This is a genomic window from Erwinia wuhanensis, assembly GCF_030484085.1.
GTDB classification, from domain to species: domain Bacteria; phylum Pseudomonadota; class Gammaproteobacteria; order Enterobacterales; family Enterobacteriaceae; genus Erwinia; species Erwinia aeris.
The window spans coordinates 426,896-453,888 of sequence record NZ_JAUJUH010000004.1; the positions used below are offsets into that span (position 1 = coordinate 426,896).

25 protein-coding genes and 1 pseudogene are annotated in these 26,993 nt (G+C 57.6%); 13 read left to right on the forward strand and 13 right to left on the reverse strand.

The window, feature by feature from the left end; all coding sequences use genetic code 11:
- Nucleotides 1-37 precede the first annotated feature (37 nt).
- Together QZH36_RS12555 and QZH36_RS12560 are read right to left on the reverse strand one after the other, a co-directional pair.
- Nucleotides 38-997, reverse strand: a complete 960-nt coding sequence (locus tag QZH36_RS12555) for a DMT family transporter (protein WP_301252114.1) — start codon at nt 995-997, stop codon at nt 38-40.
- A gap of 77 nt (nt 998-1,074) precedes the next feature.
- Nucleotides 1,075-1,899 (reverse strand): AraC family transcriptional regulator, encoded by an 825-nt coding sequence (locus tag QZH36_RS12560; RefSeq protein WP_253456124.1) that lies wholly within the window; start codon nt 1,897-1,899, stop codon nt 1,075-1,077.
- Between the two features lie 234 nt (nt 1,900-2,133).
- Here QZH36_RS12560 and QZH36_RS12565 point away from each other — a divergent pair, with 234 nt between their 5' ends.
- Entirely contained in the window at nt 2,134-3,069 is a 936-nt protein-coding gene (locus tag QZH36_RS12565) for a VirK/YbjX family protein (RefSeq protein WP_253456127.1), read from the forward strand.
- 44 nt (nt 3,070-3,113) lie between these two features.
- On the opposite strand, the gene QZH36_RS12570 is transcribed toward QZH36_RS12565, so the two are convergent.
- Nucleotides 3,114-3,545, reverse strand: coding sequence for a DUF3828 domain-containing protein (locus tag QZH36_RS12570; RefSeq protein ID WP_253456131.1), 432 nt, complete (start codon nt 3,543-3,545; stop codon nt 3,114-3,116).
- Nucleotides 3,546-3,917: 372 nt separating this feature from the next.
- On the opposite strand from QZH36_RS12570, the gene QZH36_RS12575 reads away from it, so the two are divergent.
- Nucleotides 3,918-4,106, forward strand: a complete 189-nt coding sequence (locus QZH36_RS12575) for a hypothetical protein (protein WP_253456134.1) — start codon at nt 3,918-3,920, stop codon at nt 4,104-4,106.
- Between the two features lie 112 nt (nt 4,107-4,218).
- On the opposite strand, the gene QZH36_RS12580 is transcribed toward QZH36_RS12575, so the two are convergent.
- Genes QZH36_RS12580 through QZH36_RS12600 form a run of 5 tightly spaced genes read right to left on the reverse strand, consistent with a single transcriptional unit; the run spans nt 4,219 to nt 9,557 of the window.
- Nucleotides 4,219-5,481: a phospholipase D-like domain-containing protein gene (locus QZH36_RS12580; protein ID WP_301730346.1), complete on the reverse strand. Its 1,263-nt coding sequence runs from the start codon at nt 5,479-5,481 to the stop codon at nt 4,219-4,221.
- Nucleotides 5,474-6,106 (reverse strand): MotA/TolQ/ExbB proton channel family protein, encoded by a 633-nt coding sequence (locus QZH36_RS12585; protein WP_253456141.1) that lies wholly within the window; start codon nt 6,104-6,106, stop codon nt 5,474-5,476. Before QZH36_RS12585 ends, QZH36_RS12580 begins: the two co-directional genes overlap by 8 nt.
- Before the next feature lie 17 nt (nt 6,107-6,123).
- The gene (locus QZH36_RS12590; RefSeq protein WP_301730347.1) at nt 6,124-8,367 is read right to left on the reverse strand and encodes a TonB-dependent receptor family protein; all 2,244 of its coding nucleotides are present in this window, start codon (nt 8,365-8,367) and stop codon (nt 6,124-6,126) included.
- Between the two features lie 28 nt (nt 8,368-8,395).
- Complete coding sequence (locus tag QZH36_RS12595) at nt 8,396-9,148, reverse strand: energy transducer TonB family protein (protein WP_301252108.1); 753 nt, start codon at nt 9,146-9,148, stop codon at nt 8,396-8,398.
- 1 nt (nt 9,149) lies between these two features.
- A complete protein-coding gene (locus QZH36_RS12600) occupies nt 9,150-9,557 on the reverse strand; it encodes an ExbD/TolR family protein (protein WP_301730349.1) in 408 nt (135 codons plus the stop codon).
- A gap of 359 nt (nt 9,558-9,916) precedes the next feature.
- Here QZH36_RS12600 and gstA point away from each other — a divergent pair, with 359 nt between their 5' ends.
- The 7 genes and pseudogenes from gstA to QZH36_RS12635 all read left to right on the forward strand — a co-directional run bounded on the left by gstA (nt 9,917) and on the right by QZH36_RS12635 (nt 14,292).
- On the forward strand, nt 9,917-10,519 hold the full coding sequence (gene gstA / locus QZH36_RS12605; RefSeq protein WP_253456153.1) for a glutathione transferase GstA: 603 nt from the start codon (nt 9,917-9,919) through the stop codon (nt 10,517-10,519).
- A gap of 203 nt (nt 10,520-10,722) precedes the next feature.
- Entirely contained in the window at nt 10,723-11,640 is a 918-nt protein-coding gene (locus QZH36_RS12610) for a pyridoxal-phosphate dependent enzyme (RefSeq protein WP_301730350.1), read from the forward strand.
- 79 nt (nt 11,641-11,719) lie between these two features.
- Nucleotides 11,720-12,187, forward strand: coding sequence for an OsmC family protein (locus QZH36_RS12615; protein WP_301730351.1), 468 nt, complete (start codon nt 11,720-11,722; stop codon nt 12,185-12,187).
- A 33-nt stretch (nt 12,188-12,220) separates the two neighbouring features.
- Complete coding sequence (locus tag QZH36_RS12620) at nt 12,221-12,601, forward strand: DUF4440 domain-containing protein (protein WP_253456161.1); 381 nt, start codon at nt 12,221-12,223, stop codon at nt 12,599-12,601.
- Between the two features lie 53 nt (nt 12,602-12,654).
- A pseudogene (locus tag QZH36_RS12625) lies at nt 12,655-13,062 on the forward strand (class I SAM-dependent methyltransferase); the annotation flags it as partial.
- A 238-nt stretch (nt 13,063-13,300) separates the two neighbouring features.
- Nucleotides 13,301-13,834, forward strand: a complete 534-nt coding sequence (locus QZH36_RS12630; protein ID WP_253456163.1) for a hypothetical protein — start codon at nt 13,301-13,303, stop codon at nt 13,832-13,834.
- A gap of 68 nt (nt 13,835-13,902) precedes the next feature.
- Nucleotides 13,903-14,292 (forward strand): hypothetical protein, encoded by a 390-nt coding sequence (locus QZH36_RS12635; RefSeq protein WP_253456165.1) that lies wholly within the window; start codon nt 13,903-13,905, stop codon nt 14,290-14,292.
- Between the two features lie 120 nt (nt 14,293-14,412).
- On the opposite strand, the gene cspE is transcribed toward QZH36_RS12635, so the two are convergent.
- Nucleotides 14,413-14,625 carry a transcription antiterminator/RNA stability regulator CspE gene (gene cspE, locus QZH36_RS12640; protein ID WP_125290184.1) on the reverse strand — a complete coding sequence of 71 codons (213 nt, stop codon included), beginning with the start codon at nt 14,623-14,625 and terminating at the stop codon, nt 14,413-14,415.
- A gap of 382 nt (nt 14,626-15,007) precedes the next feature.
- Here cspE and QZH36_RS12645 point away from each other — a divergent pair, with 382 nt between their 5' ends.
- Nucleotides 15,008-15,766: an SDR family NAD(P)-dependent oxidoreductase gene (locus QZH36_RS12645; RefSeq protein ID WP_301730352.1), complete on the forward strand. Its 759-nt coding sequence runs from the start codon at nt 15,008-15,010 to the stop codon at nt 15,764-15,766.
- Between the two features lie 140 nt (nt 15,767-15,906).
- On the opposite strand, the gene QZH36_RS12650 is transcribed toward QZH36_RS12645, so the two are convergent.
- Nucleotides 15,907-16,836 (reverse strand): alpha/beta fold hydrolase, encoded by a 930-nt coding sequence (locus QZH36_RS12650; RefSeq protein ID WP_301252101.1) that lies wholly within the window; start codon nt 16,834-16,836, stop codon nt 15,907-15,909.
- Between the two features lie 415 nt (nt 16,837-17,251).
- Between QZH36_RS12650 and QZH36_RS12655 the strand changes: the two genes are divergently transcribed.
- Nucleotides 17,252-21,055: an NAD(P)-binding protein gene (locus tag QZH36_RS12655; RefSeq protein WP_301730353.1), complete on the forward strand. Its 3,804-nt coding sequence runs from the start codon at nt 17,252-17,254 to the stop codon at nt 21,053-21,055.
- Nucleotides 21,056-21,150: 95 nt separating this feature from the next.
- Here the strand turns inward: QZH36_RS12655 and QZH36_RS12660 are convergent, their stop codons facing one another.
- The gene (locus QZH36_RS12660) at nt 21,151-21,693 is read right to left on the reverse strand and encodes a single-stranded DNA-binding protein (RefSeq protein ID WP_253456176.1); all 543 of its coding nucleotides are present in this window, start codon (nt 21,691-21,693) and stop codon (nt 21,151-21,153) included.
- Nucleotides 21,694-22,003: 310 nt separating this feature from the next.
- Here QZH36_RS12660 and uvrA point away from each other — a divergent pair, with 310 nt between their 5' ends.
- Entirely contained in the window at nt 22,004-24,835 is a 2,832-nt protein-coding gene (gene uvrA, locus QZH36_RS12665; protein ID WP_253456179.1) for an excinuclease ABC subunit UvrA, read from the forward strand.
- A 248-nt stretch (nt 24,836-25,083) separates the two neighbouring features.
- The gene (locus tag QZH36_RS12670) at nt 25,084-26,136 is read left to right on the forward strand and encodes an NAD(P)-dependent alcohol dehydrogenase (RefSeq protein WP_125290177.1); all 1,053 of its coding nucleotides are present in this window, start codon (nt 25,084-25,086) and stop codon (nt 26,134-26,136) included.
- Between the two features lie 62 nt (nt 26,137-26,198).
- Here the strand turns inward: QZH36_RS12670 and QZH36_RS12675 are convergent, their stop codons facing one another.
- A complete protein-coding gene (locus tag QZH36_RS12675; protein WP_301730354.1) occupies nt 26,199-26,528 on the reverse strand; it encodes an MmcQ/YjbR family DNA-binding protein in 330 nt (109 codons plus the stop codon).
- 1 nt (nt 26,529) lies between these two features.
- Nucleotides 26,530-26,946: a secondary thiamine-phosphate synthase enzyme YjbQ gene (locus QZH36_RS12680; RefSeq protein ID WP_301730355.1), complete on the reverse strand. Its 417-nt coding sequence runs from the start codon at nt 26,944-26,946 to the stop codon at nt 26,530-26,532.
- Nucleotides 26,947-26,993 lie beyond the last annotated feature (47 nt).

The window sequence follows — 26,993 nt, forward strand, 5'->3', positions numbered from 1 at the left end:
TAGTTTGCCAAAGGCTGTGCCTTTTTCGGCCAGTCTCTTAAGAAAAGACGGATTTCTTAACCGGTTCAGGTTGGATACGTGTCGCCAGCACTACGCCCGCTATCAGGGCCAGAATGCCGCAGACCGTTACTGCTGAAGGCCAGCCCTGCCTTAATAAAAAGGTGTAGGCCAATGCCGCCAGCGTTTCAAAAACAATCAGCGGGCCAACCAACACGGTGGGTAAACGCTGGCTGGCTTCGTTCCAACACAAAGCGCCCAGCCAGGAGCAGAACAGGCCCAGCGCGATCATTAAGGCGATAAAAAGAGCGGGATGGGGGCCAAAAGGCAGCGAAAAGTCGGGACGGGTAACGTGCAGCTGAATGCTCACCAGCAAATAGCCCACCAGTGCCAGCGGCAGCGTGGCTATGCCTTGCGCCGTCGCCCAGGTCGTCGCGCTTTTCTGCGGATGCGCGCGTAACCAGCGAGCGTTGCGTAGCGGATACCATGTCCAGCAAATCATCGCCATTACCGCCAGCCCTATGCCGCTCAGATAACGTGGCAGATCGCCATGCTGAGCGCTATCCTGCCATTCCGCAACGTTGACGCAGCCTAATCCCAGCGCGATCAGCAGCAGTACCGGCACCAGCTTTCGCCACGGCAGCCGCCCTTCATGGTGCCCATAAAACAGGTTAGCGCTGACGGAAATAACTACCGGCAACGTGCCGATAATCATACTGGAAACGGGTGCGCCGGTACGCTGAATAGCACTGGCTAAAAAGGTGTAATAAAGAAGGTTACCGATCAGCGCCAGTTTGAGTGCTTCTTTCCAGTCGCCGCGCGACAGCTGACGCAACCGGCGTCGATCCTGCCACGCCAGCGGCAGAGCAATCAGGCCGAAAGCCACATAGCGGCCTACCGACTGTAGCGCGCCCGGGTAATCCGGCACCAGCAGAGGCACCACAAAAATAAGTCCCCACATCAGTCCCGCGCTCAGGGCAAAAAAGACACCAGCAAACATAAACAGCGATCCCGTTAATTAAAGCGAAAACGCTATTCTGACGCGCCGTCAGGGGAAAAGATTGTAGCAGATTGCGCTTAGCCTCTTATCTGCTTCTGATAGCGCACCGGGGTAGTGCCGTAGCGGTTAGCGAAGCTGCGGGTCAGATGAGCCTGATCGGTCAGGCCTACCGCCAGCGCGACGTCAGCGGCCGGGCGGCCCGAGGCCAGCAGCTCTTTTGCGCGCCACAGGCGAAACGCCATCAGCATCTGATGCGGCGTAACGTGATACTGCGCCTTGAACTGTCGTTGAAAATGCCAGGGACTGAGCGAGGCCAGCGCGGCCAGCTCGTTCAGGGTGATATTGTCAGCAAGGTTGTCGCGTAAATACTCTTTTATGAGGTCGAAGCGGTGCCTGGGCGCGGCTGCCATCTTATCGCCAATCCGGGCGCAGGGACGCAAAAGGTCGATCGCTGTCAGTAAAATGCCGTCTCTCGCCAGCGGATCCCGCACCTGCCAGAGCATAGCCAACAGCGCGGAAAGCTGGGCCGCTCGAGGCGGATCGAAGCACACCGCCTCGGTAAACCACCAGCCCTGCTCGCCCGTTATGGCGGCCAGCCGCGCCGGATCGAGATAGAGCATACGATACTGCCACCCTTCTTCGCTGGCCGATTCGCCGGTATGCAGCTCGTCCGGATTCATTAACACCAGCGATTGCGCGGGTGCCGTATGCACAGCGCCGCGATAGCGAAAACGCTCCGCGCCTGCGTCTATCGTGCCGATGCCGAACGCCTCATGCGTGTGCGGCTCAAAGGCGTAGCGCGAAATATGCGCCTGATAAAGCTCTACGCCCGTCAGGCCATCAAGCTGGCAAAAGCGGGCGCGATCTTTTTCATCATTAAACTGCGCGGGAACACCCTGCAAGCCAGCCTCCGGAAAATTGAGCGAGGAACCCTCTTCTGCTTAATACAAAAGTATAACGTTAGCAGCGAACGTCATCCTTAATTTGTCTGTTTCCTGCAATTGATTTGGCATAAGTGATTAATAAATTAAACATTCATTCAACCAACAAGCAATGCTCTTAACTTGTAAATCGTCATTTACTCAATGTTGAGGTTGCCGGTGTTCAACTGAGTTTTTTCCACTGGAACGCCGAAGATGTCCGATATCACACTTACGTCAGGTCAGGAGAGCAGCCTGACCCTTTTTCTGTCGCTGGTTACGGGCAGGCTGAAACCGGGCAAGCTGTGGTATGACCGGGAATATCGCCTCAAGTATTTGTTCCGCTCGCTCGCCTGTCCGCGGCAGACCCTGAAACTGACCGATGCGATTATTCATGAGCCGGTGATGCGTGAAATACTGGCCGTCCAGCATACGCTGCCGAGCAAGATCCATCGCCCCTATCTCTATGGCGGCATGCCGGTGGCGGATCGGGCCGGGGCGATTATCGCGCACTACCGATTCGCCAGAGACCTGCCTTACTCTGTCTTTCGTCAGGCGCTGCTCAGCCAACAAGGGGCGGAGCTGCTGCGTTTTGCAGGCAAAGGTGGCGAAAGCTTTTCCATTACCATGGCCTGTACCGGACGCTGTGAAAGAGAAGGCGAGGTCAATCTGTTTTTCAGCCAGGACGGGATCAAGCTGGCGATAGTGACCTTTGCTGTAACCGAGCAGCAAGGTGAAAAGGTAGCGATCGTCGGCGGTATTCAGGGCGCGCATCGCGATACGCCGCACGAGCTGATCCGTTCGGCGACCAAGGCCTGCTATGGTTTATTTCCGAAACGCCTGCTGATGGAAACCCTGGCGCTGTTCTGTAAGGCAACGGGGATTTCGCAGATCCAGGCCGTCAGCGACACCGGCCATATTTTCCGCAGCTGGCGCTATCGCCTGAAAAAGAAGAGTTTGTTTCATGCCAGCTATGACGAATTCTGGCAGACGCTTAACGCTGTGCCGCTGTCGTCAAAACTCTGTCGCTTGCCGACGACGTTTGCACGCAAGCCGCTGGAGGAGATAAGCAGCAAGAAACGGTCGGAGTATCGGAAACGCTACGAGCTGCTGGACGCCCTGGCCGGGCAGTTCACCGCGCATATCCGCTGAGCCGCGTGCCACAGGTGACCGTACCGGCCCGCGTGCGGTTCACCTTAGCGGCTTTCCTTTACCACATCATCAATTTTCCAGCCGTCGCGATCTTTGCGCATCGTGACCAGCAGCAGCTGACGATCCTCTGGATCCTTGCCCAGCGCCACGTCGCCGGAGGCGGTTTCGCCGTTGACGGTAAACCGGCTAACGCTGACGTGATCCACCCAGCTGTCGCTGTAATCCTGATCCTGCAAAAAGAAATCGTCGTCCATGCCGTCAGGGCTTTTGATCAGCACGTTGATCTTTTGCAGCAGCTGCGGCGTGACATACTGATTTAACACCGGATCGTGCTCGTCGATCGGGCTTTCATCCTTGCTCAACGCGTTAAGATACCAGCTGTAAAAATCCTGGCTTACCTTTTGCGGATCCTGTTCCGCCGCGCCGGCCTGCGACGCCAGTAGCGCTATGCCCAGCGCCAGTATCCATTTTTTCATCAACAAATCTCTGCCCGTTACGCTTTTACGTGGCGGCTCCACGCTGCCGGTTAATTTACCTTTTCATCGCCCTGAATGAACCCGTTTCCGCATTATTTTTGGTAAATGTTTATACCGTGTCGCGCCGTAGCCAACGGGTCATGACTTTAGCCAGGGCAGCAGGCGCCGCAGCGGCCTGATAACTGCAACAGCCTGCAAATCCGGACGACAAATGCGAGCCATGCCGAAGTCCTCAATGTTTTTCCGCTGCGCCGTCAAAAAACAGTGTCCGCTTTTTTTATGTGGTTATAAGATTATCGCGCTGCCGCAACTCCTGTCTTAATTATCGTAAGCGTCAGCTTTGCCGTTCAGACCGCAATGGAGAGCAAACAGATGGAAAGACGAGTCACCAGGCTGGAAACCGATGTCGGGCATATGCAGGAAGCTATTCAGGAAATCAAAAGCGACATCCGTGAGTTTAAAAAAGAGGCGCGCATGGATTTTCGCCTGCTGTTCGGCGCAATTGTGACCACAACTCTGGGGCTGGCTTTGCTGATAGCCAGGGGTTTTGCCTGGCTGTGACGCGGCCTGCCCGCTGGAGCCAGGTTATCCTTTACAAGCCGGGCCGGTTTCTGGCGGCAGCGGGTGCTGCTGATGCTTTATACCGCCCTCTCCTGGTGTTTCATGCTTAGCGCTATGGCGCGTCCCGGCGCGGCGCATTTTCCCGCAGCAGACCGCCGGGATCGGGCGCAGGATAGTCGGCATCAATGCGTAACGGCGCGGCATAGCGGCTCTGCCACAGCTGCTCATAAAGCGCATCCAGCCGCGCCGCCATGACGTCATCATTCAGCACCAGCTCCAGGTTGCGTGAATTATCAAAGTAGCCGCCGCTCCAGTTACTGGTGCCTGTCCAGGCCAGTTCGCCGTCGATGGTCATGATCTTACTGTGCACGACGCGGGCGTAGGGAATAAAACCGCTGCTCGCCTCCGGTATCGTCACGATTTTTATCGTTACGCCCGGCACCAGCGCCAGACTTTTCAGCCAGGCGATATCGGGCTGTTTGGTATTCCAGTTGGCGACCATCAGCTCGACCTGTACGCCGCGCGCCGCTGCTGCGCGCAACGCATTGTCGATAACGGCATAAAAGGGGCGAGTGCGATTTTCGCCAAACGACAGCGGCGCATATTCCATTACCTGCACCCGAATACGCTTTCTGGCGGAAGCAAGCAGCTGCGGCAGCACCAGCTGCGAATCAGGAATACCTGCCGGATTCCAGGCGCGCGGGCTGGCGACCAGATAACGGCCGGCGCGAAGATCGGCAGGCAACGCATCCGTACCGGTTTCGGGCACCTTTTCGCCCGCCTCCAGCAACGGCTGCGCGGCCCAGTCGTGATTAAAGATGGCGGCAATTTGCGCTACAACAGGTGCGTCGTTAATCAGCAGACCGGTTTCCTGGATATGCTCCAGCGCCCGCCAGTCAAAGTTCTGACTGCCGACAAAGCTCTGCTTACCATCCACCAGCAGGTATTTGGCATGAATAATACCGCCAGCCAGGCGGGCGAAAGGCATAATGCGCAAGGTCAGTCCCGGAATGGCTTTCAGCTGCGCCAGCGTTTCCGGCGTGCTGAGCTTCAGCCCCTTTTGATCCATTAAAAAACGAATTTTTACGCCGCGTTCGCCAGCCTGCCGCAGCGTCTGGATCACCTTATCCAATCGCGAACCCGGCTCGTTGGCCACATAGAATTGTGCAATATCGATCTGCGTACGGGCGCTGGCGAACATCTCTTGCCACACCACGGCACTGCTGCGCAAATCTGATGCCGTCAGGGTGGTTTCGACGGGCGCATCATAAACCAGTTCATAACCCGCGATAGCGAAATTTGCCTCACCGAGCGGGCTGAACAGCAGCAGCCCGCCGCACAGCAGCCGTTTGCACCGCTGCGCAAGATCACGCATAGCGGCGCACGCCATTGTCCTGCGGCCCGGCAACAGGCCCGGCCCGCTGTACGGGCGTAGCCGCCCGCAACAGCAGCACCTTAAGTAATTCATTAATGCGCTCCATACGGTTCTGCAAAAAGTTATTGCTAACCAGGCAAACCAGCGCGATAGCGATGCCTAATCCGGTGGCGTACAGCGCGGTGCCCATCCCGGCGGAAACCTGGCTGGCGTCCGACACGCCTGCCGCCGCCAGCGCTTTAAACGTGTCGATAATTCCCATTACCGTGCCCAGCAGCCCCAGCAGCGGCGCGGCGGTCACCACCGTTTCCAGCAGCCACAGGCCGCGCGTCATGGCCGCTTTGCTCAGCAGATACTGCGCGTCGACCTCGTCGCTGAGCGCCTCGGCGGAAGCCTGCGCTTTACGTGCCAGTACGGGCTGCACTGCGCGCAGCGGCACGCTGCTGCGTCGGGTTACGCTTTCCGGCAGCGCGTGCGTTTCCGTCGTCAGTACCGCCGCCAGCTGGCTGGCCTGCCGCCGCGTCCACGCAAACCAGATAGATCGTTCAATAATAATCACCAGCGCTGCCGCCAGCGAGAAGTACATGACATAAAAGATTGCATCGTGCATCAGGGTTGCATTCATCTTCTTCTCTCTTTCGGTTAAAAAGTGGCTTCCAGCGAAACGCTGTAGGTACGCTCTACGCCAACATTGTAATAAGGCGTGGCGGCGCTAAGACCGTTACGCGCATCGGCGTTAAATACCGTAGTGCGCGCCGACGTCAGGTATTCCTTATCGAGCAGGTTGAGGATGCCGAACCGCAGCGCGGCGCTTTTGACGATCTTTTTATCCACTGGCAAATAAACGCCTGCCGCCAGATCGAACACCGTTCTGCCGCCCACTTTTTCATCGTTGGTCATATCGCCGTAAAACGCGCCGACATATTTTCCGCTGACGCTGCTGTAGTAGCGGCCATCATCGTAGCCCAGCGTCAGGTTCAACAGATTTTTGGGCGAGTTGGGCAGCTGCTTGCCGCTGGTCGGCAGAGAGATATCTTCCCGCGTGACGTTATCTTTCTGCTCGGAGTCGGTATAGGTGTAAGACGTGTAGTAGTTGAAGTTATAGGGCAGCTTGCCGCTCCACTCGACCTCCAGCCCCCGGTTTTCCACCTTGCCGACGTTCATCATCTCGTAGTCGCCATCCGGGTTGGTGGTGGAAATCTGACGGTCGGTATAGCGCAAATAGAACAGCGTGGCGCTGAGCAGCATATCGTCTTGCTGAAAGCGCCAGCCCAGCTCATGGTTCCAGCTCAGCTCCGGTTTAGTATTAATCGAATCGCCGACGTTATAGAGCACGTAGTTTTGCGGTGTACGCATATTGCGCGTCAGGTTGTAAAACACCTGATTCTGCTGATCGAGCCGATAGCTGGCGCTGAAGTTCGGCAGGAACTTGTGATAGGTGGCGTGGCGATGCTCCGGCGCGTTTTCCAGGCTGCCTTTGTTTTCGCCGCGACGATCGACGTGCTGCCAGGCCAGACCGCCGACCAGCGTCCAGTCGGGCGTGACGAACCAGCTATCCTGTAGCCAGATTTTTTGCGCGGGCGTGATGGTATACTGGTTGCGGCCCTGCACGGTGTTGCCGTTGGCATCCTTTACCTGTCCGGCACCGTTCGGATCGCCCCACAGATCAGCTGGATTACCGTCGCTCTTGATCGCCACATAAGGCTGCGTTTGTAGCTGGCGAGCGCGTTCATACCAGTAGCCCAGATCCAGACTGTGCTGCTCGTTGATATCCCACTTCAGTTTAGTCGTGATGCCGGGCCGCCAGGTTTGTGTCCACGACGGACGGTAATAAATATTGCTGGTCAGGTTGCTGAGATCGTACTGGCCCGCCTGATCGGACGTTGGCCCCAGCGTGCTGGCGCTCTGGCCGGTAAAGCTGCCGCCGTTGCCCCAGTAATAGTAAGGCTGCAACGTCAGCGACAGGTTATCCTGCAGCTGGAGTTTCTGCGTAAAGCTGAGGGTGAAATTCTCGAACGGGTTACGGTTCAGCTTGTAGTATCTCGACAGCTGACCACGGCTATTGTACTGCGGCGTAGCGGGATAATCGTTGGCGTAGCGTCCGTCCTGTTCAAACTGCGCCTTGCTTAACGTATTGTAATTGGCGTTTTCCTGACGGTTATACTTCATAATCAGGTTGCTGCTGTTGCCATTTTCCGCCTCGAAGAGCGAGTTCATCTCAAATTTATTGGAATATAAGCGTCCTTCGCCGCGCCATTTTTTCGCTTCGGTATGCGAATAAGAGAGCCAGTTACTGAAGCCGTTATATTCGCCGGTTTCCAGACGGGCGAATGTTTTACTCAGATTGTTACTGCCCAGCGTCTGCTTCACAAAGCCGCCGAAATCTTTTGCGGGTCTTTTGGTCACCAGACCGATATTGCCGCCGCTCGATCCAATATGGGGGCCGTCTGCCTCGGACGAGCCCTGCGTCACAAACACCTCTTCGATATTTTCCGCGTCGCCCACCAGATTAGGGTAAACCGCGTAGTTGCCGGAGTCGTTAATTGGAATGCCGTCGATCGACAGGCCAATCTGATCGGAGTTCATGCCGCGCATGGTGTAATCAACGCCGCTCAAACCGCTGGCGTCGTTGCTGTTAACGTTCAGGCCGGGCGTATATTTCAGTCGATCCAGCGCGTTTCCCGCCATATCCGCCTGCTTCTGCATCGCCTCTTTAGTAATGGTAGAACGTGCTTTCGCCGACTCTTCCTGCACCATCATGCCGCCGCCCAGCGTCTCGCCCTGAACATTAATGGCACCGACATCGGTACTCTCTGCTGCCTGTGCCGCCATTGATAAGGCCGACATCACCGCAAGGCACACCCCGGAACGTATAAAAATGCTCATTATTATTTCCTGTTTTGATGTTGGGCGTTCACGGCGCCCGATAATTCAGCGTGGCGGTAAAGCGCCTGCTGTTTTGTCCGGCGAAGGCGTCGGCCGGGAACGGCTTGACCTGCCTGATATTTTGTAAGCTGCCCAGCGCGGCGCGATTAAGCAGCATATTGCGAGCTTTACTGCTGATGCCGGAAGCCAGTACGCGACCGCTGCGATCGACTTCCAGCCAGATTTCCACGCTGCCTTCCGGGCGTTCCAGCGAGGCCTGACGGCCGGTGGGATAGCGTTTTTGTGCCTCCAGATCGTGACGTAGCTCTGCGATCCAACCGTTTTCGATGGCGCCGCTGTTGACGCGCGGCGCGACGGGTTTGGGCGTGGCGACCGGCGACGCGGCGGGTATCGGCCTTGCAACGGCGGTAGGTTTAACCGAAGTACTGGCTGGCTCGATCGCCTTTTTCGGTTTTGGCTTTGGCTTCGGTTTGGGCTTCGGCGGCGGCGCAACGGGTTCAGGCGAGGAGAGCGTAGGTTCCGGCGGCGTTTCCACTACGGGCTGAGGCTCGGGTTCCGCTGGTGGTTCGGAAGGCGTTTCAACCGGCGGTGTCTCAACCGGCGGTGTCTCAACCGGCGGCGTTTCAGCCGATGGGGGTTCCACCAGCGCCAGTTCCATGGTTGATTCGTCGTAGCGCGGTTCAATTTTCAGCGTGGCGTGCTGGTTCATCAGCACCCAGCCAGCCGCCATCAGCACGGGCAGCCAGCTAAAAGCATGGCGAAAACGATAGACGGCGTACATGTCATAGTTTCCGTGTTGCGATAGAAATAGCGGTAAAGCCGCCCTGCCGCAGGCTGTCCATTACGGCAATCAGCCGCTCGACGGGCACGCTTTTATCGCTGTTAAGCACGATCGCCGTTTTCTGGCCGTTTTCCTGCTGCGCTTTCAGCCGGTTAACAAGCGTTTCCGGCGTCACCGGCTGTCCGTCCAGCTCCAGACGGTTATCCGTGCCCAGCGTAACGATGGCGTGCTGCTGCGGTTTTAACTGCTGCGCGCTGGCCGCGCCCGGCAGCTGGGTTTTCATTCCCTGGGAAGGAATAACGTTCAGGCTGATCAGAACAAAAAACACCAGCAGGAACATCATCACGTCAATCATCGGGATCAGTTCAATATGGGCTTTATTTTTGACAGGTTCATTCCAGCTACGCATCAGGCTCCCCCTCTTTTTGGAAGGCCAATATAGAAGCGGAATGTTTATTTTTAGTTACACTTTTAAGATAAAACGGTGGATCATTACGATTAACTTACATATTAGTGACGGAAGGAAATTAAAAACGGGTGAACGGGGGGTTTTGCGAGGGGCATCTGAAATCGAAAAGAATTATCTCTCAGAATACAGGCTTAAAGAAGTGAACACAGTGCAAATGTAATAATTAAACTATTGATAATAAAGTTATTAATGAAAAAACCGCGCGTAAAACTTAGCGCTTTGCCAAAGCCGAAAGGCTTGTTATCACTCTCTGGCGGGAGTAACGTCATCAGGCCATTCATTACCATTTAAGGAAGAATATGAAACTCTATTACTCTCCCGGCGCCTGCTCGCTGGCCCCGCATATCGTCCTGCACGAAACTGGCCTGGCGCACGAGCTGGAGGCGGTAGATTTAAAAACCAAAACCACCCGCAGCGGCAAAGATTTTCGGGCCATCAACAGTAAAGGCTATGTGCCCGCGCTGGCGCTGGACAACGGTAGGGTGATGACTGAAGGCGCGGTGATTTCACAATACCTGGCGGATTTAAACCCTGAAAGCGGCCTGCTGCCTGCGCAGGGCGAAGCGCGCTACGCCGTGCTGGAGTGGATGAGCTTTATTTCTGCCGAGCTGCATAAGACGCTGGCGGCGCTGTTTAACCCGGCGGTAAAAGGCGAGTGGAAAGATGCGGTGGTTGCTCAGCTGACGCGCCGACTGAACTGGCTGGAAAATGAAATCGACGGTAAAACCACGCTGACCGGCGACCGCTTCACTATTGCCGACGCCTATTTGTTTACCGTGCTCGGCTGGAGCAAAGTGGTTGGATTTAGCCTGGACGACTGGCCTGCGGTGCAGCGTTACCTTGCCAACGTCGCGGAACGGCCCGCCGTGCAGGCCGCGCTGAAGGCGGAAGGCCTGATCTGAATAGCTGCGCGGAGCGAGGTTAACCTGCGCAACCCGCGTTCATCCGGCCTTTTGCGTACGGCAAAAGGCCGGGCGGACAGCGCTACGCAGGTTTCCCGGCCCGTTCGGTCGCAGGCAGCAAGCTGGCCTTCAATCTGGATGTAGAAACAGAAGTCCGGGCCGTATCTGCCACTGCCCATCTTCGTTAGCCTTCAGGAATAAATATGCACCTACACCAAGCAACGCCGCTTATCCCGTCACGTGCGCTCAGCCTGCTGGCCGGACGTGACGTCTGGCTAAAAATGGAGGCGTTTCAGCCGCCCGGCTCTTTTAAAATCCGCGGTATCGGGCTGGCCTGCCAGCACTATTTACACCAGGGTGCCGAACGCTTTGTCTCTTCTTCCGGCGGCAATGCGGGCATGGCGGTCGCCTGGGCCGGTCGCCAGCTGGGCGTACCCGTTATCGTCGTCGTGCCTGAAACCACTTCCGCGCGCGCCGTCGAGCTGCTGCGTCAGGAGAACGCAGAGGTTATCGTACACGGCGCGTCCTGGCAGGAAGCCAACCACTACGCTCAGTCGCTCTCAGGCAGCAAGGATGCTTTTCTGCACCCGTTTGACGATCCGTTGCTGTGGCAGGGCCATGCCACAATGATCGATGAAGTGGCCGCTGACGGCTGTAAACCTGACGTGGTGATCCTGTCTGTTGGCGGCGGCGGCCTGCTGAACGGCGTGGTGGAAGGGTTGCAGCGCAACGGCTGGCACGATGTCCCCGTGATAGCGGTGGAAACCGAAGGCGCAGCCTCCTTTCATGCGGCTCTGCAGGCCGGTCATACCGTGGAGCTGGCCGCTATTAACAGCGTGGCCGGTTCGCTGGGTGCAAAGCGCGTCAGCGAGCAGTCTCTACGCTGCGCCGCTACGCATCCGATCCACAGCGCGCTGGTTACCGACAGCCAGGCTATCGCCGCGTGCAGCCGCTTCCTGAACGATCATCGCGTGCTGACCGAGCCAGCCTGCGGCGCAAGCCTGGCGGTTATTTACGATAGCCATCCGCTGCTGGCGGCTTTCCGGAAACCGCTGGTGATTGTCTGCGGCGGCGCTACCGTTACGGCGGAACAGCTGTGGCATCTGTCCGAAAAGCGCTAAAGGCTGTAAATGCGTCTGGTAATGCGGGCAGAAAACGCTAATCTTCTGATTTTGTTAATAACAGGACAGAAGAAGCGCTATGGCAGATCGCGAGCATGACTATCAGGTGACCGTGGAGTGGACCGGCAACAAAGGCCAGGGCACCGAAAATTACAAGGCCTACGACCGCCAGTTTAAGGTGGTAGCCGACGCTAAAGCAGAGATAGCCGGCTCCGCCGATCCCGCTTTTCTGGGCGACGCCAGCCGCTGGAATCCCGAAGAGATGCTGCTGGCTTCCGCTTCCGCCTACCATAAACTTTGGTATCTGCACCTGTGCGCCGAGGCGGGCATTAGCGTGCAAAGCTACTGCGACAGGGCGGAAGGCACCATGCTGGAAGCCAGACGCGGCCGTTTTACCCGAATTGTCCTGAAGCCGCAAATCACGCTACGCGCGGGTGACGATATTACCCTGGCGGCAGCGCTGCACGAAAAAGCGCATGAGCAGTGTTTTATCGCCAACTCGCTGAACTTTCCGGTACTTTGCGAGCCGACTATCAAACACGCCTGAGTGAAAAACGACGTTAACCCAACCGGAGAAGTCATGAACCCTTATTTTACGGAAGTTATCGCTGCCCACGTGGCGATTGAAAACTGGCTTGGTCAGGGTAGCGGCGACATACAGGCGCTTTTAAATCGCTTCAGCGCGGACTTTGTGATGATCCCTCCTGCCGGTCGCTGCATGGATATGGCCAGCGTGAGCGACTTTTTTCTGGCGCAGCGCGGCGGCAGGCCGGGGCTGGCTATCGTGCTTGAGGAACTGACGCTGGTGGAAAGCTGGCCCGGCGGCGCGGTAGTACGCTATCTTGAACGGCAGACCCGGCCAGACGCAGCCGCCACCGCGCGCTGGTCAACGGCGGTGTTCCGGCTGATCGACGGCCATCCACAGTGGGTTTCCCTGCACGAAACCTGGCAGGGCGCGTAACCAGCGCGCCTTAGCTCGCGCTTTGGCAGTCCGCGTCCGGGATCGGCATAAATTCCGCGCATCACCGGTACGACGTCGGCCAGGCGCTGCACAAGGTAAAACGCGTCCTGAAGCCGGGCGGTAAATTTATCCTGATGGATACCGCCTCGCCCGGTCAGCCGGTACTGGATGTCTGGCTGCAAACGGTGGAGATGCTGCGCGATCCTTCTCACGTACGCAATTACTCGCAGGGTGACTGGCTGAAGATGGCGAACAAAAGCGGGATGATCGTTAACCGGCTGGTGATGGATCGTCTGGATCTGGCGTTCGCTTCGTGGATCGAAAGAATGCAAACGCCGCAGACGCTGACGCAGGCGATCCTTTTGCTGCAGGAAAAAGCATCCGCCAGCGTGAAGCGCCATTATGCCCTCCAGCCGGACGGATCCTTTAGCACCGATACCCTGATGTTTCAGGCACAATAGCCCTGTTCTGCTTTGTTTATCCTCAGCTTGCTGATGCGTTTGAGCGGCATTTTTTCATCTGCCCGCCAAAACGCATTACGCTGCGGCCTTACAAACGCCGCGTGCCGGTCAGCTTTTGCGCTTTTTATAACCGTAGCAGGCTCATTCAGCCACGGTTTTCATCTTTCACCGCATCGCTCTGGCGGGCCTGGGGTAATCAGGCCATAGTTATCGGACGCTGTCTTCGAGGAAAAATAGAATGAGAATTGCCTGTTTGGGTTGGGGATCGCTTATCTGGAAATCCGGCGTGCTGCCGGTCGAGGGCGAATGGCATAAAGATGGGCCGCCTGTGCCGATAGAATTTTCCCGCATCAGCGACGGCGGCGAGCTGGCGACGGCTATCTGTATCAACGCCGATCCCGTTCCTGCGCTGTGGGCATGGCTGACGGTTGATGACCTCGCGACGGCGTGTGAACTGTTGAAAGCCCGCGAGGCCATTCCGGCACAGCGTAGCGACGGCATCGGCTCGCTGATAGTGACCGACAGGCCGGCAGGCGCGCTGGCTAAATGGGCGCACGACCGGCATATTGATGCGGTGATCTGGACGGCTCTGCCGCCGTGCTGCGATAAGATTGAGAGCCGTACGCCTTCTTTAGAGGCGGCGCTGGCCTATCTGGACAGCCTGACGGGCGAGACGCGGGAACATGCTAAAGATTATATCTGCCGGGTGCCGGCGCAGATCGACACCACTTACCGTCGGGCCATTGTAGAAAGCTTAGGCTGGACTGACTAAACGCCCGTCTTGTTACACGTTATGCTTTTCCGGTAGCGTGTCGTGAGGTGACTTTACAGGGAGGTACGATGCGCAGGTTCTGGAAGCCCCTTTCTTACTTTATTACGCTTTTATTGGGCGGCGTGCTGACGCTGGCCTGCCTGGCGGCGCTGATGATTTACTCACGCGTTGCGCCTGCCGATGAGGCTTTTCAGCAGGCCTGTCCGCGCTTTACGCCGGAAGAGGTCCGCGAGGAATATATTCGGTCGTGGCTGCGTTCGGCTGGAGAAAATGAGCGGAAAGCGGCTATCGGCCTGGACAGCCTGAGTTTTAATACCGCCCCGACTTTCGGGAACAAGATGTGGTTCGGCAAGCTCCAGGTCAGCGGCAGCAAAGGCAGTGATGAAGCTTACGTCATTCTGGACTGCCGTACGGGAATGTTCGATTATTCGGGAACTGAACTCTCCTCCGGACGGTGACTTCCTTTTCCACAGACGTAAAAAAACCCGCACGAGGCGGGTTTTTTGTCACTGTTATTATTTTCCACTTAACTGCTCAGGCTGCTGCCTTCATCGCTATCGTAAGTGTGGTAATAATATTTACAGTGCGACGACGTTTGCAGCTGAAGGGCCTTTAGCACCATTTTCGATGGTGAATTCTACCTTCTGGCCTTCGTCCAGCGTTTTGTAGTCATTACCCTGGATTGCAGAGAAATGTACAAATACGTCTTTGCTGCCGTCCTGCGGAGAAATGAAGCCGAAACCTTTATCCGCGTTAAACCATTTTACTAAACCAGTCATTTTACCAGACATCGATACTTCCTTAATTTTGAGCCACTTAAATTGGCGTGAAGGCCTGTTTCCAGAGCATAACTTATTGGGCACTTAGAAGAAGATCAGGAGGAAGGATATCGTTGGATAACGCTTGCGCTGAGGACTGCTTTACTAAAACTGCTTTCATAAGGTCTGTATTCCAAACCGATGACGCTATTAAGTCATGCCTGACTCTGTTAAGCAACGTTTATTTTTTATATTTTATTCGCGCCGGGTTTTTTGGCCGCCGGTTTAGAAACCAGCCAGCGCCAATACGCTATGATTTTACGCTATTACGCTGGCCCGCTGCGGCAAAAAAGACGCGGGCGCTTTCGTCTGTTTTCATGCACTTAACTCAAATCCGCCTCCGGAGACGCGTTTAATGTTAAACGAAACTTACACTCGCTATAGCAGCCTGCAAAATAAGACCATCATCATCACCGGCGGCGCAAGCGGGATCGGCGCAGATCTGGTTGCGGCTTTCGCTCAGCAGCAGGGCAAGGTGCATTTTCTGGATATCGATCGCAGCGGCGAAGCGCTGGCAAAGCAGCTCGGCACAACTTTTCACTACTGCGATTTGCGTGACGGCGCGGCGTGTCGGGCGATTATTAACGATATCGCCAGCCAGGAAGGTGCGCTGGACGTGCTGATCAATAATGCCGCCAATGACGATCGCCACGATTTCTTTAGCGTGGAGCCGGCATACTGGCGCGATCGGCTGGCGGTGAATCTGGATCACCAGTTTTTCGCCAGCCAGGCGGCGGCGGAGATTATGCGCCGACAGGGATCGGGGAATATTCTACTGACCAGCTCAACCTCGTTTATGAGAGGCCGCCCCGGGATGGTCGGTTACACCACGGCCAAAGCCGCCGTTATCGGGCTGAACCAGACGCTGGCGCGTGAGCTGGGCCAGTACGGTATCCGGGTCAACTGTCTGGTACCCGGCGCAATCGCCACGCCCAGACAGCAGGCGCTGTGGCGCACGCCGGAAGCGCAGGCGGAAATTCAGGCCGCGCAGGCGCTGAAGATAGTGCTTCAGGGTCGCGACGTGGCCGCAATGGCGCTGTTTGTGGCCTCCGATGAGGCGCGAGGCTGCACCGGCGCGCAGTTTATGATCGACGCGGGTATCCGGCTCGCCTGACCTGGTCGGCGTCGCGGCTTCAGAAGCCGTCGCAGGCAGTCGAGGTTCGGCTACTCGTCTTTCTCAGGCAGGCGGCCACCGATAAACAGGCGCGGCTACTCTCCCTTCACAAGCAGGTGGGCACCGCTGAGCAGGCGCGGCTATTCCTCATCCTCAGCCAGAAAAGGCAGCAGCGTCGCCAGCACGTTTTCCGGCACCTCCTCCTGAGGCGAATGCCCGCACGGCAACGCCTCGCCGCTGACGCACAGGGCTTTTTCCTGCCATGTGGCGACCACGTCGTAAAGCTGGCCTACCGTGCCCTTCTCGCCCCACAGCAGCAGCAAAGGGCAACGGATACGTTGATCGCTGTCCGCCGCATCGTCTGCCAGGTCGATTGTCGCCGAGGCACGATAATCTTCGCAGACCGCGTGGATCATCGCAGGATCGCGGTAACAGCGCAGATAATCGGCGAAAATTTCCGGCTCCGTGGCGCCAGGCGTTTTCAGCTGTCCTTCAATATGCTTTTGCAGGAAAAAAGCCGGATCGTTGCCGATCATTTTTTCCGGCAGCGGCTCGGGCTGGATCAGGAAAAACCACCAGAAATAGCGGGTTGCAAACGCTTTGTCGGTCTGCGCATACATGGTTGCCGTCGGCGCAATATCGAGAAAAACGCAGCGCTCCACCCGATCAGGATAATCAAGCGCCAGCCGGTGTCCGACGCGGCCGCCGCGATCGTGGCCGACAAAAGCGAAACGGTCATAGCCCAGCGCGTCCATCAGCTGGGCCACATCCTGCGCCATCACTTTTTTGGAATAGCAGCGGTGATCGGCATCGCCTGGCGGTTTATCACTGTCGCCATAGCCGCGCAGATCCGGCATCACCACCGTGTAGTGCTGGCTCAGCGCCGGCGCAATCTTCCGCCAGGCCAGGTGGTTCTGCGGATGTCCGTGCAGCAGCACCAGCGGCTTACCCTGCCCCATAACGGCAACGCGCAGCGTTATCCCGTTTGGCAGCTTTACGTCCTTAAGCGAGCAATCCGCAATAAACGGAGATGCGCCTCTTGCGGTTTCAACCTGTTGATCTGTTGCCATTTCACGCTCCCGTAATGTCATCCCCTGTGTATAAGACGGCGTTTCTGTTTTCGGGCCGCCTTCTCGTCGGAAAAGTTTAGCGTGCTTTTACAGCGCCAGAACTTTCCTGAAAGAGACGAAAATCACATTGCATTTCCGGATGCTGTCTATAATCAGTACAAAGTTTCGCCGCCTGGCTGAGTATGGCCTGCGGCGCGGCGACTTGTGCGGTTCAGTCTCCAGCCGCCTTTTCTTCTGCTCCTCACTGATTTTACCGCTTTCCCCCGTTCGCCAGCTTACGGCGGATATTGCCTTTTTTACGGCGTGGAAACGGTTTTCGGACCGATCGTAATCGGCCTGCACAGCTGCTATCCAGCCGTCGGCCCCCTGACGCTGGCGGGAAAATATTCTCTTTTAAACGGTAAGGGAATTTTGCATGGCGCCATTTCGCAGTTTTTGGCAGGCAGGTTACGAAGGAGCCGATCACATTAATCCGCAGGGCCTGCGCCTGTCGATGAATGCGATTACCGACCACCTGACGCAGGCCCGACAGGATTATGCCCGGCTTAAACATTTTAATATTTCCACCGTGCGCGAAAGCGTCGGCTGGCGGCTCGCTGAAACGGCAAAGGGCTACGATTTTTCTTCCGTCGCGTTGCGAATGCAGGCCGCATGCGAACACGATATACAGATATCCTGGACTCTGTGCCACTACGGCTGGCCTGAATACCTGAACCTGTTTTCTTCCGAATTTATCAGCAGTTTCGCTGCATTTTGCGGCGCATTAGCGGAATTTCTGGCGCCGTTCTATGCAGGATCGGAAGCGCCGGTTTACGCGCCGATGAATGAGATTTCTTTCCTCAGCTGGGGTATCTCGGTCGGCCTGTTCGCCTGTGCGGGCGGCCCGGAAAATGACCGCGCGCTTGCCGCCAAGCGCCAGCTGGTGCGCGCCACGCTGGCCGCCTGTGACGCCATTCGCCTTGCCGATCCCCGCGCGCGCTTTCTGCACTGCGATCCCCTGATCCACGTTATCGCCGATGAAGAAAACGAAGCCTGTCGGCAGGCCGCCCGCAGCATAACTGAATCCCAATATCAGGCCTGGGATATGATCGCGGGCCGCTGCGAGCCCGAACTGGGCGGCGCGCCGCCCTATCTGGATCTGATTGGCGTTAATTATTATCACGACAATCAGTGGGAAGCGTTTTCCGGCCGTCGACTCTACTGGCATCTTGGCGACGCACGCCGCAAGCCGCTGCATGCGCTGCTGCATGAGCTGCATAATCGCTACCAGCGGCCGCTGCTGCTGGCCGAAACCAGCCATGTCGGCAGCGGGCGCGGCGCCTGGATCGCGGAGATCGGCTCGCAGCTTGCGCAGGCGCAGCTGGCTGGCGTCACCATCAGCGGCGCTTGCCTTTATCCGATTATCGATCGACCGCTTTGGGAAGACACCGCTTTCTGGACCCGCAGCGGCTTGTGGGATCTCGATCGGCAAGGCCCCGATCCCTGTGCACGTCAGCTCCAACACCCTTATGACCATGCTCTGCTCCTGGCGCAGCGTACGATGCGCCGTTTTCATTCCTTTATCACGTCGGCCAGGGAAGCCCGGGAGAATAATATGAAAATACCAGTCCTGATTGTTTTCAGTCATCTGCGTTGGGGATTTGTTTTTCAACGCCCTCAGCATCTGCTGACCCGCCTCGCGCAGCACTACCGCATCCTGTTTGTCGAAGAGCCGATTTATCAGGCGGGAGCGGAAGAGATCCATACCAGCAGTCCGGCGCCTAACGTGACGGTGGTGCAGCCGCATACCGACGTCAACGCGCCGGGTTTTCACGACAGCCAGATCGCGCCGCTTCAGCTTCTGCTCGCCACGCTGATTGATGAGGATGAGCAGCCGCTGATTTGGTTCTATACGCCTATGGCGCTGCCTCTGCTGACGGGCCTGAAGCCGCGCGCCATTATTTACGACTGCATGGATGAGCTGTCGGCGTTCGATCAGGCACCGCGCCAGCTCCAACAGCGTGAATCCGCGCTGATGAGCCGGGCCGATCTGGTGTTTACCGGTGGCACCAGCCTGTACGAGGCGAAAAAAAGCAAGCATCCCCACGTACACTGTTTCCCCAGCAGCGTAGACGCGGTGCATTTTGAGCAGGCGCTGGATCGCAGCAACGGCCATCCTTTGCAGGAAAATTTGCCGCCGCTGCGCCTGGGCTACTATGGCGTGATCGATGAGCGTCTGGATCTGCCGCTCATTGCGGCGCTGGCCGACAGCCATCCGGACTGGCAGATCGTTATGGTCGGGCCGGTGGTGAAAATCGATCCGGCTACGCTGCCGCAGCGCGGCAATATTCACTGGTTCGGGCAGCAGCCTTATCAGGCGCTGCCGCAGTTTCTCGCGGGCTGGGATGTCTGCCTGATGCCCTTCGCCCTGAACGCCTCCACGCGCTATATCAGCCCAACCAAAGTGCTGGAGTATATGGCGGCTCGTCTGCCTGTCGTCAGCACGGCTATCGCCGACGTGCAGCGGCACTACGCGGGGCTGGTCGAAATTGCCGATAGTCACGCGGCCTTTATCCACGCCTGTGAAAAGATGCTGAAACTGACGCCGGACGCTCGCCAGATGCTCGCCGCGAAGATGCGCACCAAAGTGGCGGAGACGTCCTGGGATCGCACTGCAGATCGAATGCACGAGCTGATGACACAGGCTGTCGTCGCCCACTCCGCGCCGTCAGCCGCCGACGCAGCCGTTAAGGCACAGGATGTCGCCTGGCTTAACGTGCAGGCCGAAGAGGCAGAGAAGGTTCCCTGTTTGATTATCGGCGCCGGGCCGACCGGGCTGAGCGCGGGCTACCACTATGGCGAAGGCGCCGTGCTGCTGGAAAAAAACGCCGCGCCCGGCGGCTGGTGCCGCTCGGTCGAACACGCCGGTTTCACCTTCGATTACGCTGGCCATATTATGTTTTCCCAGGATCCCTACGTGCTGCAGCTTTACGAGATGCTGCTGGGCGATAACCTGCACTGGCAGGATCGGGAGGCCTGGGTTTACAGCGAGGGCGTGCACACCCGCTACCCTTTCCAGTCCGCGCTGCATGGGCTGCCGCCGGAGGTGATCAAAGAGTGCATCCTTGGCGCTATCGAAGCGCGCTATGGCGAGGCCGAAGCGCAGGCGGTGCCGCTTAACGCCGCGGCCGCCAGGTATTTGCGCCGCACGGAGAACCGTCTTAGCCACCGCGACTGCTGCGCGGATGGATCGGTGCCCGATGAAGCGTGCGCACTGACCGTCGGCAAACCGGAAAATTTTGAGCAGTTTATCCTGCATACGTGGGGAAAAGGCATCGCGCGTTATTTTGCGCTGCCCTACAACAACAAGCTGTGGAAGCTGCCGCTGAGCGAAATGGAAACCTCATGGCTCGGCGGCCGCGTGCCCTTACCGGATTTGGATCAGATTATCGACGGCGCGCTGAAGCCGCTGGCGAAGCCGGTCGGCCCAAACGCCCGCTTCGGCTATCCGCTGCGCGGCGGTTTTCAGGCGTTGATGTCCGGTTTTTTACCCCATCTGAAATGCAGGCTGGAAACCAATGCTGCTATCGTCAAGATCCTGCCGCAGGCGCGCACCGCGCTGCTGGCCGACGGACGGGCCTTTCGCTATGAGCAGCTGATCAATACTATGCCGCTGCCGGAACTGATCGTTCTGATGGGCGATGAAGCGCCGCAAAACGTGCAGGCAGCCGCCAGGCATTTGCGTCATGTTTCAGTGCGCTGCGTCAACCTGGGCATCGGCCGCGCTAACCTTAGCGAGAAACACTGGATTTACTATCCGGGCGAGACGATCTTCCACCGCATTTTCCTGCAAGGCAACGCCAGTCCGTTTAATAACCCGAAAGATGGCTTTGGCCTGACCTGCGAGATCAGCTATTGCGCGGAGCACCCTTTGCCGCTGAAAGGCGACGCGCTGATAGCCCGCTGCGTGGAGGATTGTATTCGGGTTGGTATTATCCGCGCTGACGATCCCGTGATTACCGCCAGCGAGGTCGATATGCCTTACGCCTATGTGGTGTACGACCATCACCGCCAGGCGAACGTCGCGTTAATCCGCCAGTGGCTGCTGACCCAGGATATTCATCTGTCGGGTCGCTATAGCGAGTGGGAGTACTACAATTCGGATCACGCGTTCCTGGCCGGTAAACGCGCGGCAGAGAACGTAAAAAGCGAGAGCGTCGCCACCCGCACGCTGGGTTAATCCGCTGCGGCTATAAAACTGCGGCCATAAAAAAACCCCGTATAAACGGGGTTTTTGCTGTTTAGTCTGCCCAGGCCTTGGCCCGGCGAGGATAATCAGAACGGGATATCGTCGTCGAAATCCATTGGTGGCTCGTTGCCCGCCGGCGCGCTGTTCTGCTGCGGCTGTGGACGAGACTGCTGCTGCTGGCCGCCGCTGAACTGGTTGCCGCCCGCAGGCTGCTGCGGCTGGCCCCAGCCGTTGTTGTTGTTCTGACCCTGGCCGCCGCCAGCCGGTGCGCCGCCGCCCTGACGGCCGCCCAGCATCTGCATGGTGCCGCCAACGTTAACCACAACCTCGGTGGTGTACTTCTCCACGCCCGCCTGGTCGGTCCATTTACGGGTTTGCAGCGCCCCTTCGATATAAACCTGAGAGCCTTTGCGCAGGTATTCGCCCGCCACTTCCGCCAGCTTGCCGAACAGCACTACGCGGTGCCATTCCGTTTTCTCTTTGGTTTCGCCGGTCTGCTTGTCACGCCAGCTTTCGGACGTGGCCAGCGTAATGTTGGCAACGGCGCCGCCATTCGGCATATAGCGGACTTCCGGATCCTGACCCAGATTTCCCACCAGGATTACTTTATTTACGCCTCTGCTGGCCATGTTCGTCTCTCCGATAAATGTTCTTAGCTTAAGGATGAAATTCTAACACGCCCTACCCATAGATTATACCTTCGGATCCGGGTTTCAGAGGCAGATCGCAAAGGGTCGCTTTCAGGCGCAGCCTTTTGGCAGGCGGGGCGGGCAGGATCGCAAAATGCCCTGGCGCCGCCTGGCAATGCCAGGATCCCGTGGCGTATTATACAGCAAAGTACTGTATATCCATTCAGCTTTTTTTGTGCCATACTAACAGGCTTAATTCTGGCCGTGCCGGACAGGCATGGTGACGTCCGTGTTAATCCGGGAATTGTGAATGGATAAGATCGAAGTACGGGGTGCCCGCACCCATAATCTGAAGAATATCAACCTGATCATCCCGCGCGACAAACTGATCGTTGTCACCGGCCTGTCGGGTTCGGGTAAGTCCTCGCTGGCGTTTGATACGCTGTATGCCGAGGGGCAGCGCCGCTACGTGGAATCCCTTTCCGCCTATGCGCGTCAGTTCCTCTCGCTGATGGAAAAGCCGGATGTCGATCATATAGAAGGGCTGTCGCCAGCTATCTCGATCGAACAGAAATCAACCTCGCATAACCCACGCTCTACCGTCGGCACCATTACGGAAATCCACGACTACCTGCGCCTGCTGTTTGCTCGCGTGGGCGAACCGCGCTGCCCGGACCACGACGTCACGCTGGCGGCGCAGACGGTCAGCCAGATGGTGGATAACGTGCTGTCGGAGCCGGAAGGCCGCCGCCTGATGCTGCTCGCGCCTATTGTTAAAGAACGCAAGGGCGAGCACACCAAAACGCTGGAAAACCTGGCTTCACAGGGCTATATCCGCGCGCGCATCGACGGCGAGGTCTGCGATCTCTCCGATCCGCCGAAGCTGGAGCTGCAAAAGAAACACACCATCGAAGTAGTGGTGGATCGCTTCAAGGTGCGGGAAGATCTGAAACAGCGCCTGGCGGAATCTTTTGAGACGGCGCTGGAGCTTTCCGGCGGCACCGCCGTGATCGCCGATATGGACGACGCGCAGGCGGAAGAGCTGATCTTCTCCGCCAATTTCGCCTGTCCAATCTGCGGCTACAGCATGACGGAGCTGGAACCACGCCTGTTCTCGTTCAACAATCCGGCCGGCGCCTGCCCGACCTGCGACGGTCTGGGCGTACAGCAATATTTCGATCCGGATCGCGTGGTGCAAAACCCGGAGCTGTCGCTGGCAGGCGGCGCTATCCGTGGCTGGGATCGCCGTAACTTTTACTACTTCCAGATGCTGCGCTCGCTGGCCGAGCACCTGGATTTCGACATCGAAGCGCCGTTTGATTCGCTGAGCGACAAGGCTCGCAAAATCATCCTGTACGGCTCCGGCAAAGAGAGCATCGAGTTTAAATACATCAACGATCGCGGCGATACCTCCGTGCGTCGTCATCCGTTCGAAGGCGTGCTGCATAATATGGAGCGCCGTTACAAAGAGACGGAGTCCGCCGCGGTGCGCGAGGACCTGGCGAAGTTTATCAGCAACCGCGCCTGTGCGACCTGTGAAGGCACGCGTCTGCGCCGTGAGGCGCGCCACGTCTACGTTGAGAACACCACGCTGCCGACTATTTCGGATATGAGCATCGGCCATGCAATGGCGTTCTTCCAGAACATGAAGCTGAGCGGCCAGCGCGCCAAAATCGCCGAGAAAGTGCTGAAAGAGATCGGCGATCGCCTGAAGTTTTTGGTTAACGTCGGCCTGAATTACCTGTCGATGTCCCGCTCTGCTGAAACGCTGTCGGGCGGCGAAGCACAGCGTATCCGTCTGGCGAGCCAGATCGGCGCCGGGCTGGTGGGCGTGATGTACGTGCTGGATGAGCCTTCTATCGGCCTGCACCAGCGCGATAACGAGCGCCTGCTGGAGACGCTGGTACACCTGCGCGATCTGGGCAACACCGTGATCGTGGTAGAGCATGATGAAGATGCGATCCGCGCTGCCGATCACGTGATTGATATCGGGCCGGGCGCGGGCGTGCACGGCGGCCAGGTGGTGGCGGAAGGCACCGTTGACGACATCATGGCCGTGAAGGAGTCGCTGACCGGACAGTACCTGAGCGGCGAGCGCGGTATTCAGGTGCCGGAAGAGCGCGTCAAAGCCGATGCCAGCAAAGTGCTGAAGCTGAGCGGCGCAAAAGGCAACAACCTGAAGGACGTCACGCTGACGCTGCCGGTTGGCCTGTTCAGCTGCATTACCGGCGTGTCCGGTTCCGGCAAGTCGACGCTGATCAACGATACGCTGTTCCCTATCGCGCAGCGCCAGCTGAACGGCGCCACCATCGCCGAGGCGGCACCCTACCGCGAAATTACCGGCATGGAGCATTTCGATAAGGTTATCGATATCGACCAAAGCCCGATCGGGCGTACGCCGCGCTCCAACCCGGCCACCTATACCGGCATCTTTACGCCGGTGCGCGAACTGTTTGCGGGCGTGCCGGAATCGCGCACGCGCGGCTATACGCCGGGCCGCTTCAGCTTTAACGTACGCGGCGGACGCTGCGAAGCCTGTCAGGGCGACGGCGTGATTAAGGTGGAAATGCACTTCCTGCCGGATATCTACGTGCCGTGCGACCAGTGTAAGGGCAAGCGCTATAACCGTGAGACGCTGGAGATTAAATACAAAGGCAAAAGCATTCACCAGGTGCTGGAGATGACTATCGAAGAAGCGCGCGAGTTCTTCGATGCGGTGCCTGCGCTGGCGCGTAAGCTACAAACGCTGATGGACGTGGGCCTTTCCTATATCCGTCTGGGGCAGTCGGCCACCACGCTTTCCGGCGGCGAGGCGCAGCGCGTCAAGCTGGCCCGCGAGCTGTCGAAGCGCGGCACCGGTCAGACGCTCTACATCCTGGATGAGCCGACCACCGGCCTGCACTTTGCCGATATCCAGCAGCTGCTGGCCGTGCTGCACCAGCTGCGCGATCAGGGCAATACCATCGTGGTGATTGAGCACAACCTGGACGTGATCAAAACGGCTGACTGGATTGTCGATCTCGGCCCGGAAGGCGGCAGCGGCGGCGGCGAGATCCTGGTCTCCGGCACGCCGGAAACGGTGGCGGAGTGCAAAGAGTCGCATACCGCACGCTTCCTTAAACCGCTACTGGCAAAGAAATAGTTTGCCACGAAGGCGCGAGTCGTTAACGGCTCGCGCCTTTTTTCCCTCTGCACTGCCGTTATCGCTTCCGCCATTTTCTTCCGCGTCTGCAATAAAACTTTCTTATTAGCGCCTGTTTTTTGTCATTTTCCCCTAAAACTTGCAGGATCAGGCAAGATTTAAACAGGTTCCGGCATACCCCTGCGCGGAACAGGCCACTATCCTTAATGAGCCGTGAGGCACACGCCATTCCATTATCAGGAGAGTCCATGAATATTACCCATGCTTATGCCGCTAAAAGCGCCGATGCGAAGCTTGCGCCTTTTGAATTCCAGCCGCGCGAACTGCGTGAGCACGACGTACAGATTGAAATTCTTTACTGCGGCGTCTGCCATTCCGATTTACACCAGGCCCGCAACGAGTGGAAAAACACCATTTTTCCCGTCGTACCGGGACATGAAATCGTAGGTCGCGTGACCGCCGTCGGCGGCCATACGCACAAGTATAAAATCGGCGATTTAGTCGGCGTCGGCTGTCTGGTTGATTCCTGCCGCACCTGCGACAGCTGTAAAGAAGACCTGGAGCAGTATTGCGAAAACGGCTTTACCGGCACCTATAACGGTGAAGATCGCGAAACCGGCGACATCACCTACGGCGGCTACTCAACGCAGATCGTCGTCAATGAAGACTTCGTGCTGCGCGTGCCGGAGAATCTGGATCCCGCAGGCGCCGCGCCGCTGCTGTGCGCCGGCATCACCACCTATTCGCCGCTGAGCCACTGGGGCGCAGGCCCGGGCAAAAAAGTCGGTATCGTGGGCCTGGGCGGTCTGGGCCATATGGGCGTGAAAATCGCACACGCGATGGGCGCGCACGTCGTGCTGTTCACTACCTCGCCTTCTAAGGTAGAAGACGGCAAACGCCTGGGCGCGGATGAAGTGGTGATTTCTAAAGATCCTGAGCAGATGGCACAGCACGCCAACAGCTTTGATTTTATCCTGAATACCGTGGCGGCTCCGCACGATTTGAACCCGTTTATCACGCTGCTGCGTCGCGACGGCAACATGACGCTGGTTGGCGCGCCGGAACACGATCATCCATCACCGCAGGTGTTTAACCTGATTTTCAAACGCCGCAGCATCGCCGGTTCGCTGATTGGTGGCATCAAAGAAACGCAGGAAATGCTGGATTTCTGCGGCAAGCACAACATCACCTCGGATATCGAGATGATCAAAATGGACGAAATCAACGAAGCCTACGAACGTATGCTGAAAAGCGACGTGAAGTACCGTTTTGTGATTGATATCGCCACGCTGCGCGGATAAACGTTCTTCAGGCATCCTGAAGCCCGATGGGTATCAGGGTGCCTGAGCCGCGTCTTCTTTCACTACGCCGTTCGCGTAGCCAGCGCCTGCTGAAGCGAGGCGTCGATCAGATAGTAAATCTGCGAATCCTTCAGCGAGCCATCCAGCAGCACGGTGCTCCAGTGCGTTTTATTCAGATGCGCGGCGGGCACCACATCGCTGTGCTTTTCCCGCAGTAAATCCGCCAGCCCGGGCGTCGTTTTCAGCGTTACCGCAGGACGACCGTCCACTTCATGTACCATCGCAAACAGCACGTCGTCCACTTTTATCTGGGTCGCTTTCCAGTCGTTATGCACGACCTGCTCCGCGCCCGGCTTGTCCATGCAGTAAGAAAGTAAATCCGATACGTTCATGTCATTCCCCCTGTAGCGTGGCGATAATACGGCGGCTGCCGCCGTGATTGCGATGCTCGCCCAGCCAGATGCCTTGCCAGGTGCCCAGCAGCAGCTTGCCACGGCTCACCGGCAGCGTCAGCGACACGCCCAGCGACGAAGATTTAATATGCGCAGGCATATCGTCCGCGCCTTCGTAATCATGCTCATAGTTAGCCTTTTCCGGCACCTGCCGCAAAAAATGGTTTTCCATGTCGCTTCTCACCGTGGGATCGCAGTTTTCATTCAGCGTCAGCGAGGCGGAAGTATGCTGAAGCAGCAGATGCAGCAGGCCGACCTGCACATCGCCAAGCCGCCGCAGCTCCTGGACGATCTCGTCCGTTATCAGGTGAAAGCCGCGGGATTTGGGATCCAGGGTGATTGTCTGCTGATACCACATCGTTATGCTCCTTAGCTGAATACGTTCCGTTAAGTGTGCAGCATGAT

Excerpts from the sequence above, each read along its gene's own strand:
- QZH36_RS12675 (WP_301730354.1), bottom strand. The coding sequence starts at position 26,528 with ATGAACGTATCGGATTTACTTTCTTACTGCATGGACAAGCCGGGCGCG.
- QZH36_RS12645 (WP_301730352.1), top strand. The coding sequence starts at position 15,008 with ATGTTAAACGAAACTTACACTCGCTATAGCAGCCTGCAAAATAAGACC.
- QZH36_RS12600 (WP_301730349.1), bottom strand. The coding sequence starts at position 9,557 with ATGCGTAGCTGGAATGAACCTGTCAAAAATAAAGCCCATATTGAACTG.
- QZH36_RS12555 (WP_301252114.1), bottom strand. The coding sequence starts at position 997 with ATGTTTGCTGGTGTCTTTTTTGCCCTGAGCGCGGGACTGATGTGGGGA.
- uvrA (WP_253456179.1), top strand. The coding sequence starts at position 22,004 with ATGGATAAGATCGAAGTACGGGGTGCCCGCACCCATAATCTGAAGAAT.
- QZH36_RS12620 (WP_253456161.1), top strand. The coding sequence starts at position 12,221 with ATGAACCCTTATTTTACGGAAGTTATCGCTGCCCACGTGGCGATTGAA.
- QZH36_RS12615 (WP_301730351.1), top strand. The coding sequence starts at position 11,720 with ATGGCAGATCGCGAGCATGACTATCAGGTGACCGTGGAGTGGACCGGC.
- QZH36_RS12655 (WP_301730353.1), top strand. The coding sequence starts at position 17,252 with ATGGCGCCATTTCGCAGTTTTTGGCAGGCAGGTTACGAAGGAGCCGAT.
- QZH36_RS12680 (WP_301730355.1), bottom strand. The coding sequence starts at position 26,946 with ATGTGGTATCAGCAGACAATCACCCTGGATCCCAAATCCCGCGGCTTT.
- QZH36_RS12575 (WP_253456134.1), top strand. The coding sequence starts at position 3,918 with ATGGAAAGACGAGTCACCAGGCTGGAAACCGATGTCGGGCATATGCAG.
- QZH36_RS12585 (WP_253456141.1), bottom strand. The coding sequence starts at position 6,106 with ATGAATGCAACCCTGATGCACGATGCAATCTTTTATGTCATGTACTTC.
- QZH36_RS12635 (WP_253456165.1), top strand. The coding sequence starts at position 13,903 with ATGCGCAGGTTCTGGAAGCCCCTTTCTTACTTTATTACGCTTTTATTG.
- QZH36_RS12630 (WP_253456163.1), top strand. The coding sequence starts at position 13,301 with ATGAGAATTGCCTGTTTGGGTTGGGGATCGCTTATCTGGAAATCCGGC.
- QZH36_RS12565 (WP_253456127.1), top strand. The coding sequence starts at position 2,134 with ATGTCCGATATCACACTTACGTCAGGTCAGGAGAGCAGCCTGACCCTT.
- QZH36_RS12660 (WP_253456176.1), bottom strand. The coding sequence starts at position 21,693 with ATGGCCAGCAGAGGCGTAAATAAAGTAATCCTGGTGGGAAATCTGGGT.
- cspE (WP_125290184.1), bottom strand. The coding sequence starts at position 14,625 with ATGTCTGGTAAAATGACTGGTTTAGTAAAATGGTTTAACGCGGATAAA.
- QZH36_RS12650 (WP_301252101.1), bottom strand. The coding sequence starts at position 16,836 with ATGGCAACAGATCAACAGGTTGAAACCGCAAGAGGCGCATCTCCGTTT.
- QZH36_RS12595 (WP_301252108.1), bottom strand. The coding sequence starts at position 9,148 with ATGTACGCCGTCTATCGTTTTCGCCATGCTTTTAGCTGGCTGCCCGTG.
- QZH36_RS12670 (WP_125290177.1), top strand. The coding sequence starts at position 25,084 with ATGAATATTACCCATGCTTATGCCGCTAAAAGCGCCGATGCGAAGCTT.
- gstA (WP_253456153.1), top strand. The coding sequence starts at position 9,917 with ATGAAACTCTATTACTCTCCCGGCGCCTGCTCGCTGGCCCCGCATATC.
- QZH36_RS12570 (WP_253456131.1), bottom strand. The coding sequence starts at position 3,545 with ATGAAAAAATGGATACTGGCGCTGGGCATAGCGCTACTGGCGTCGCAG.
- QZH36_RS12590 (WP_301730347.1), bottom strand. The coding sequence starts at position 8,367 with ATGAGCATTTTTATACGTTCCGGGGTGTGCCTTGCGGTGATGTCGGCC.
- QZH36_RS12580 (WP_301730346.1), bottom strand. The coding sequence starts at position 5,481 with ATGCGTGATCTTGCGCAGCGGTGCAAACGGCTGCTGTGCGGCGGGCTG.
- QZH36_RS12610 (WP_301730350.1), top strand. The coding sequence starts at position 10,723 with ATGCACCTACACCAAGCAACGCCGCTTATCCCGTCACGTGCGCTCAGC.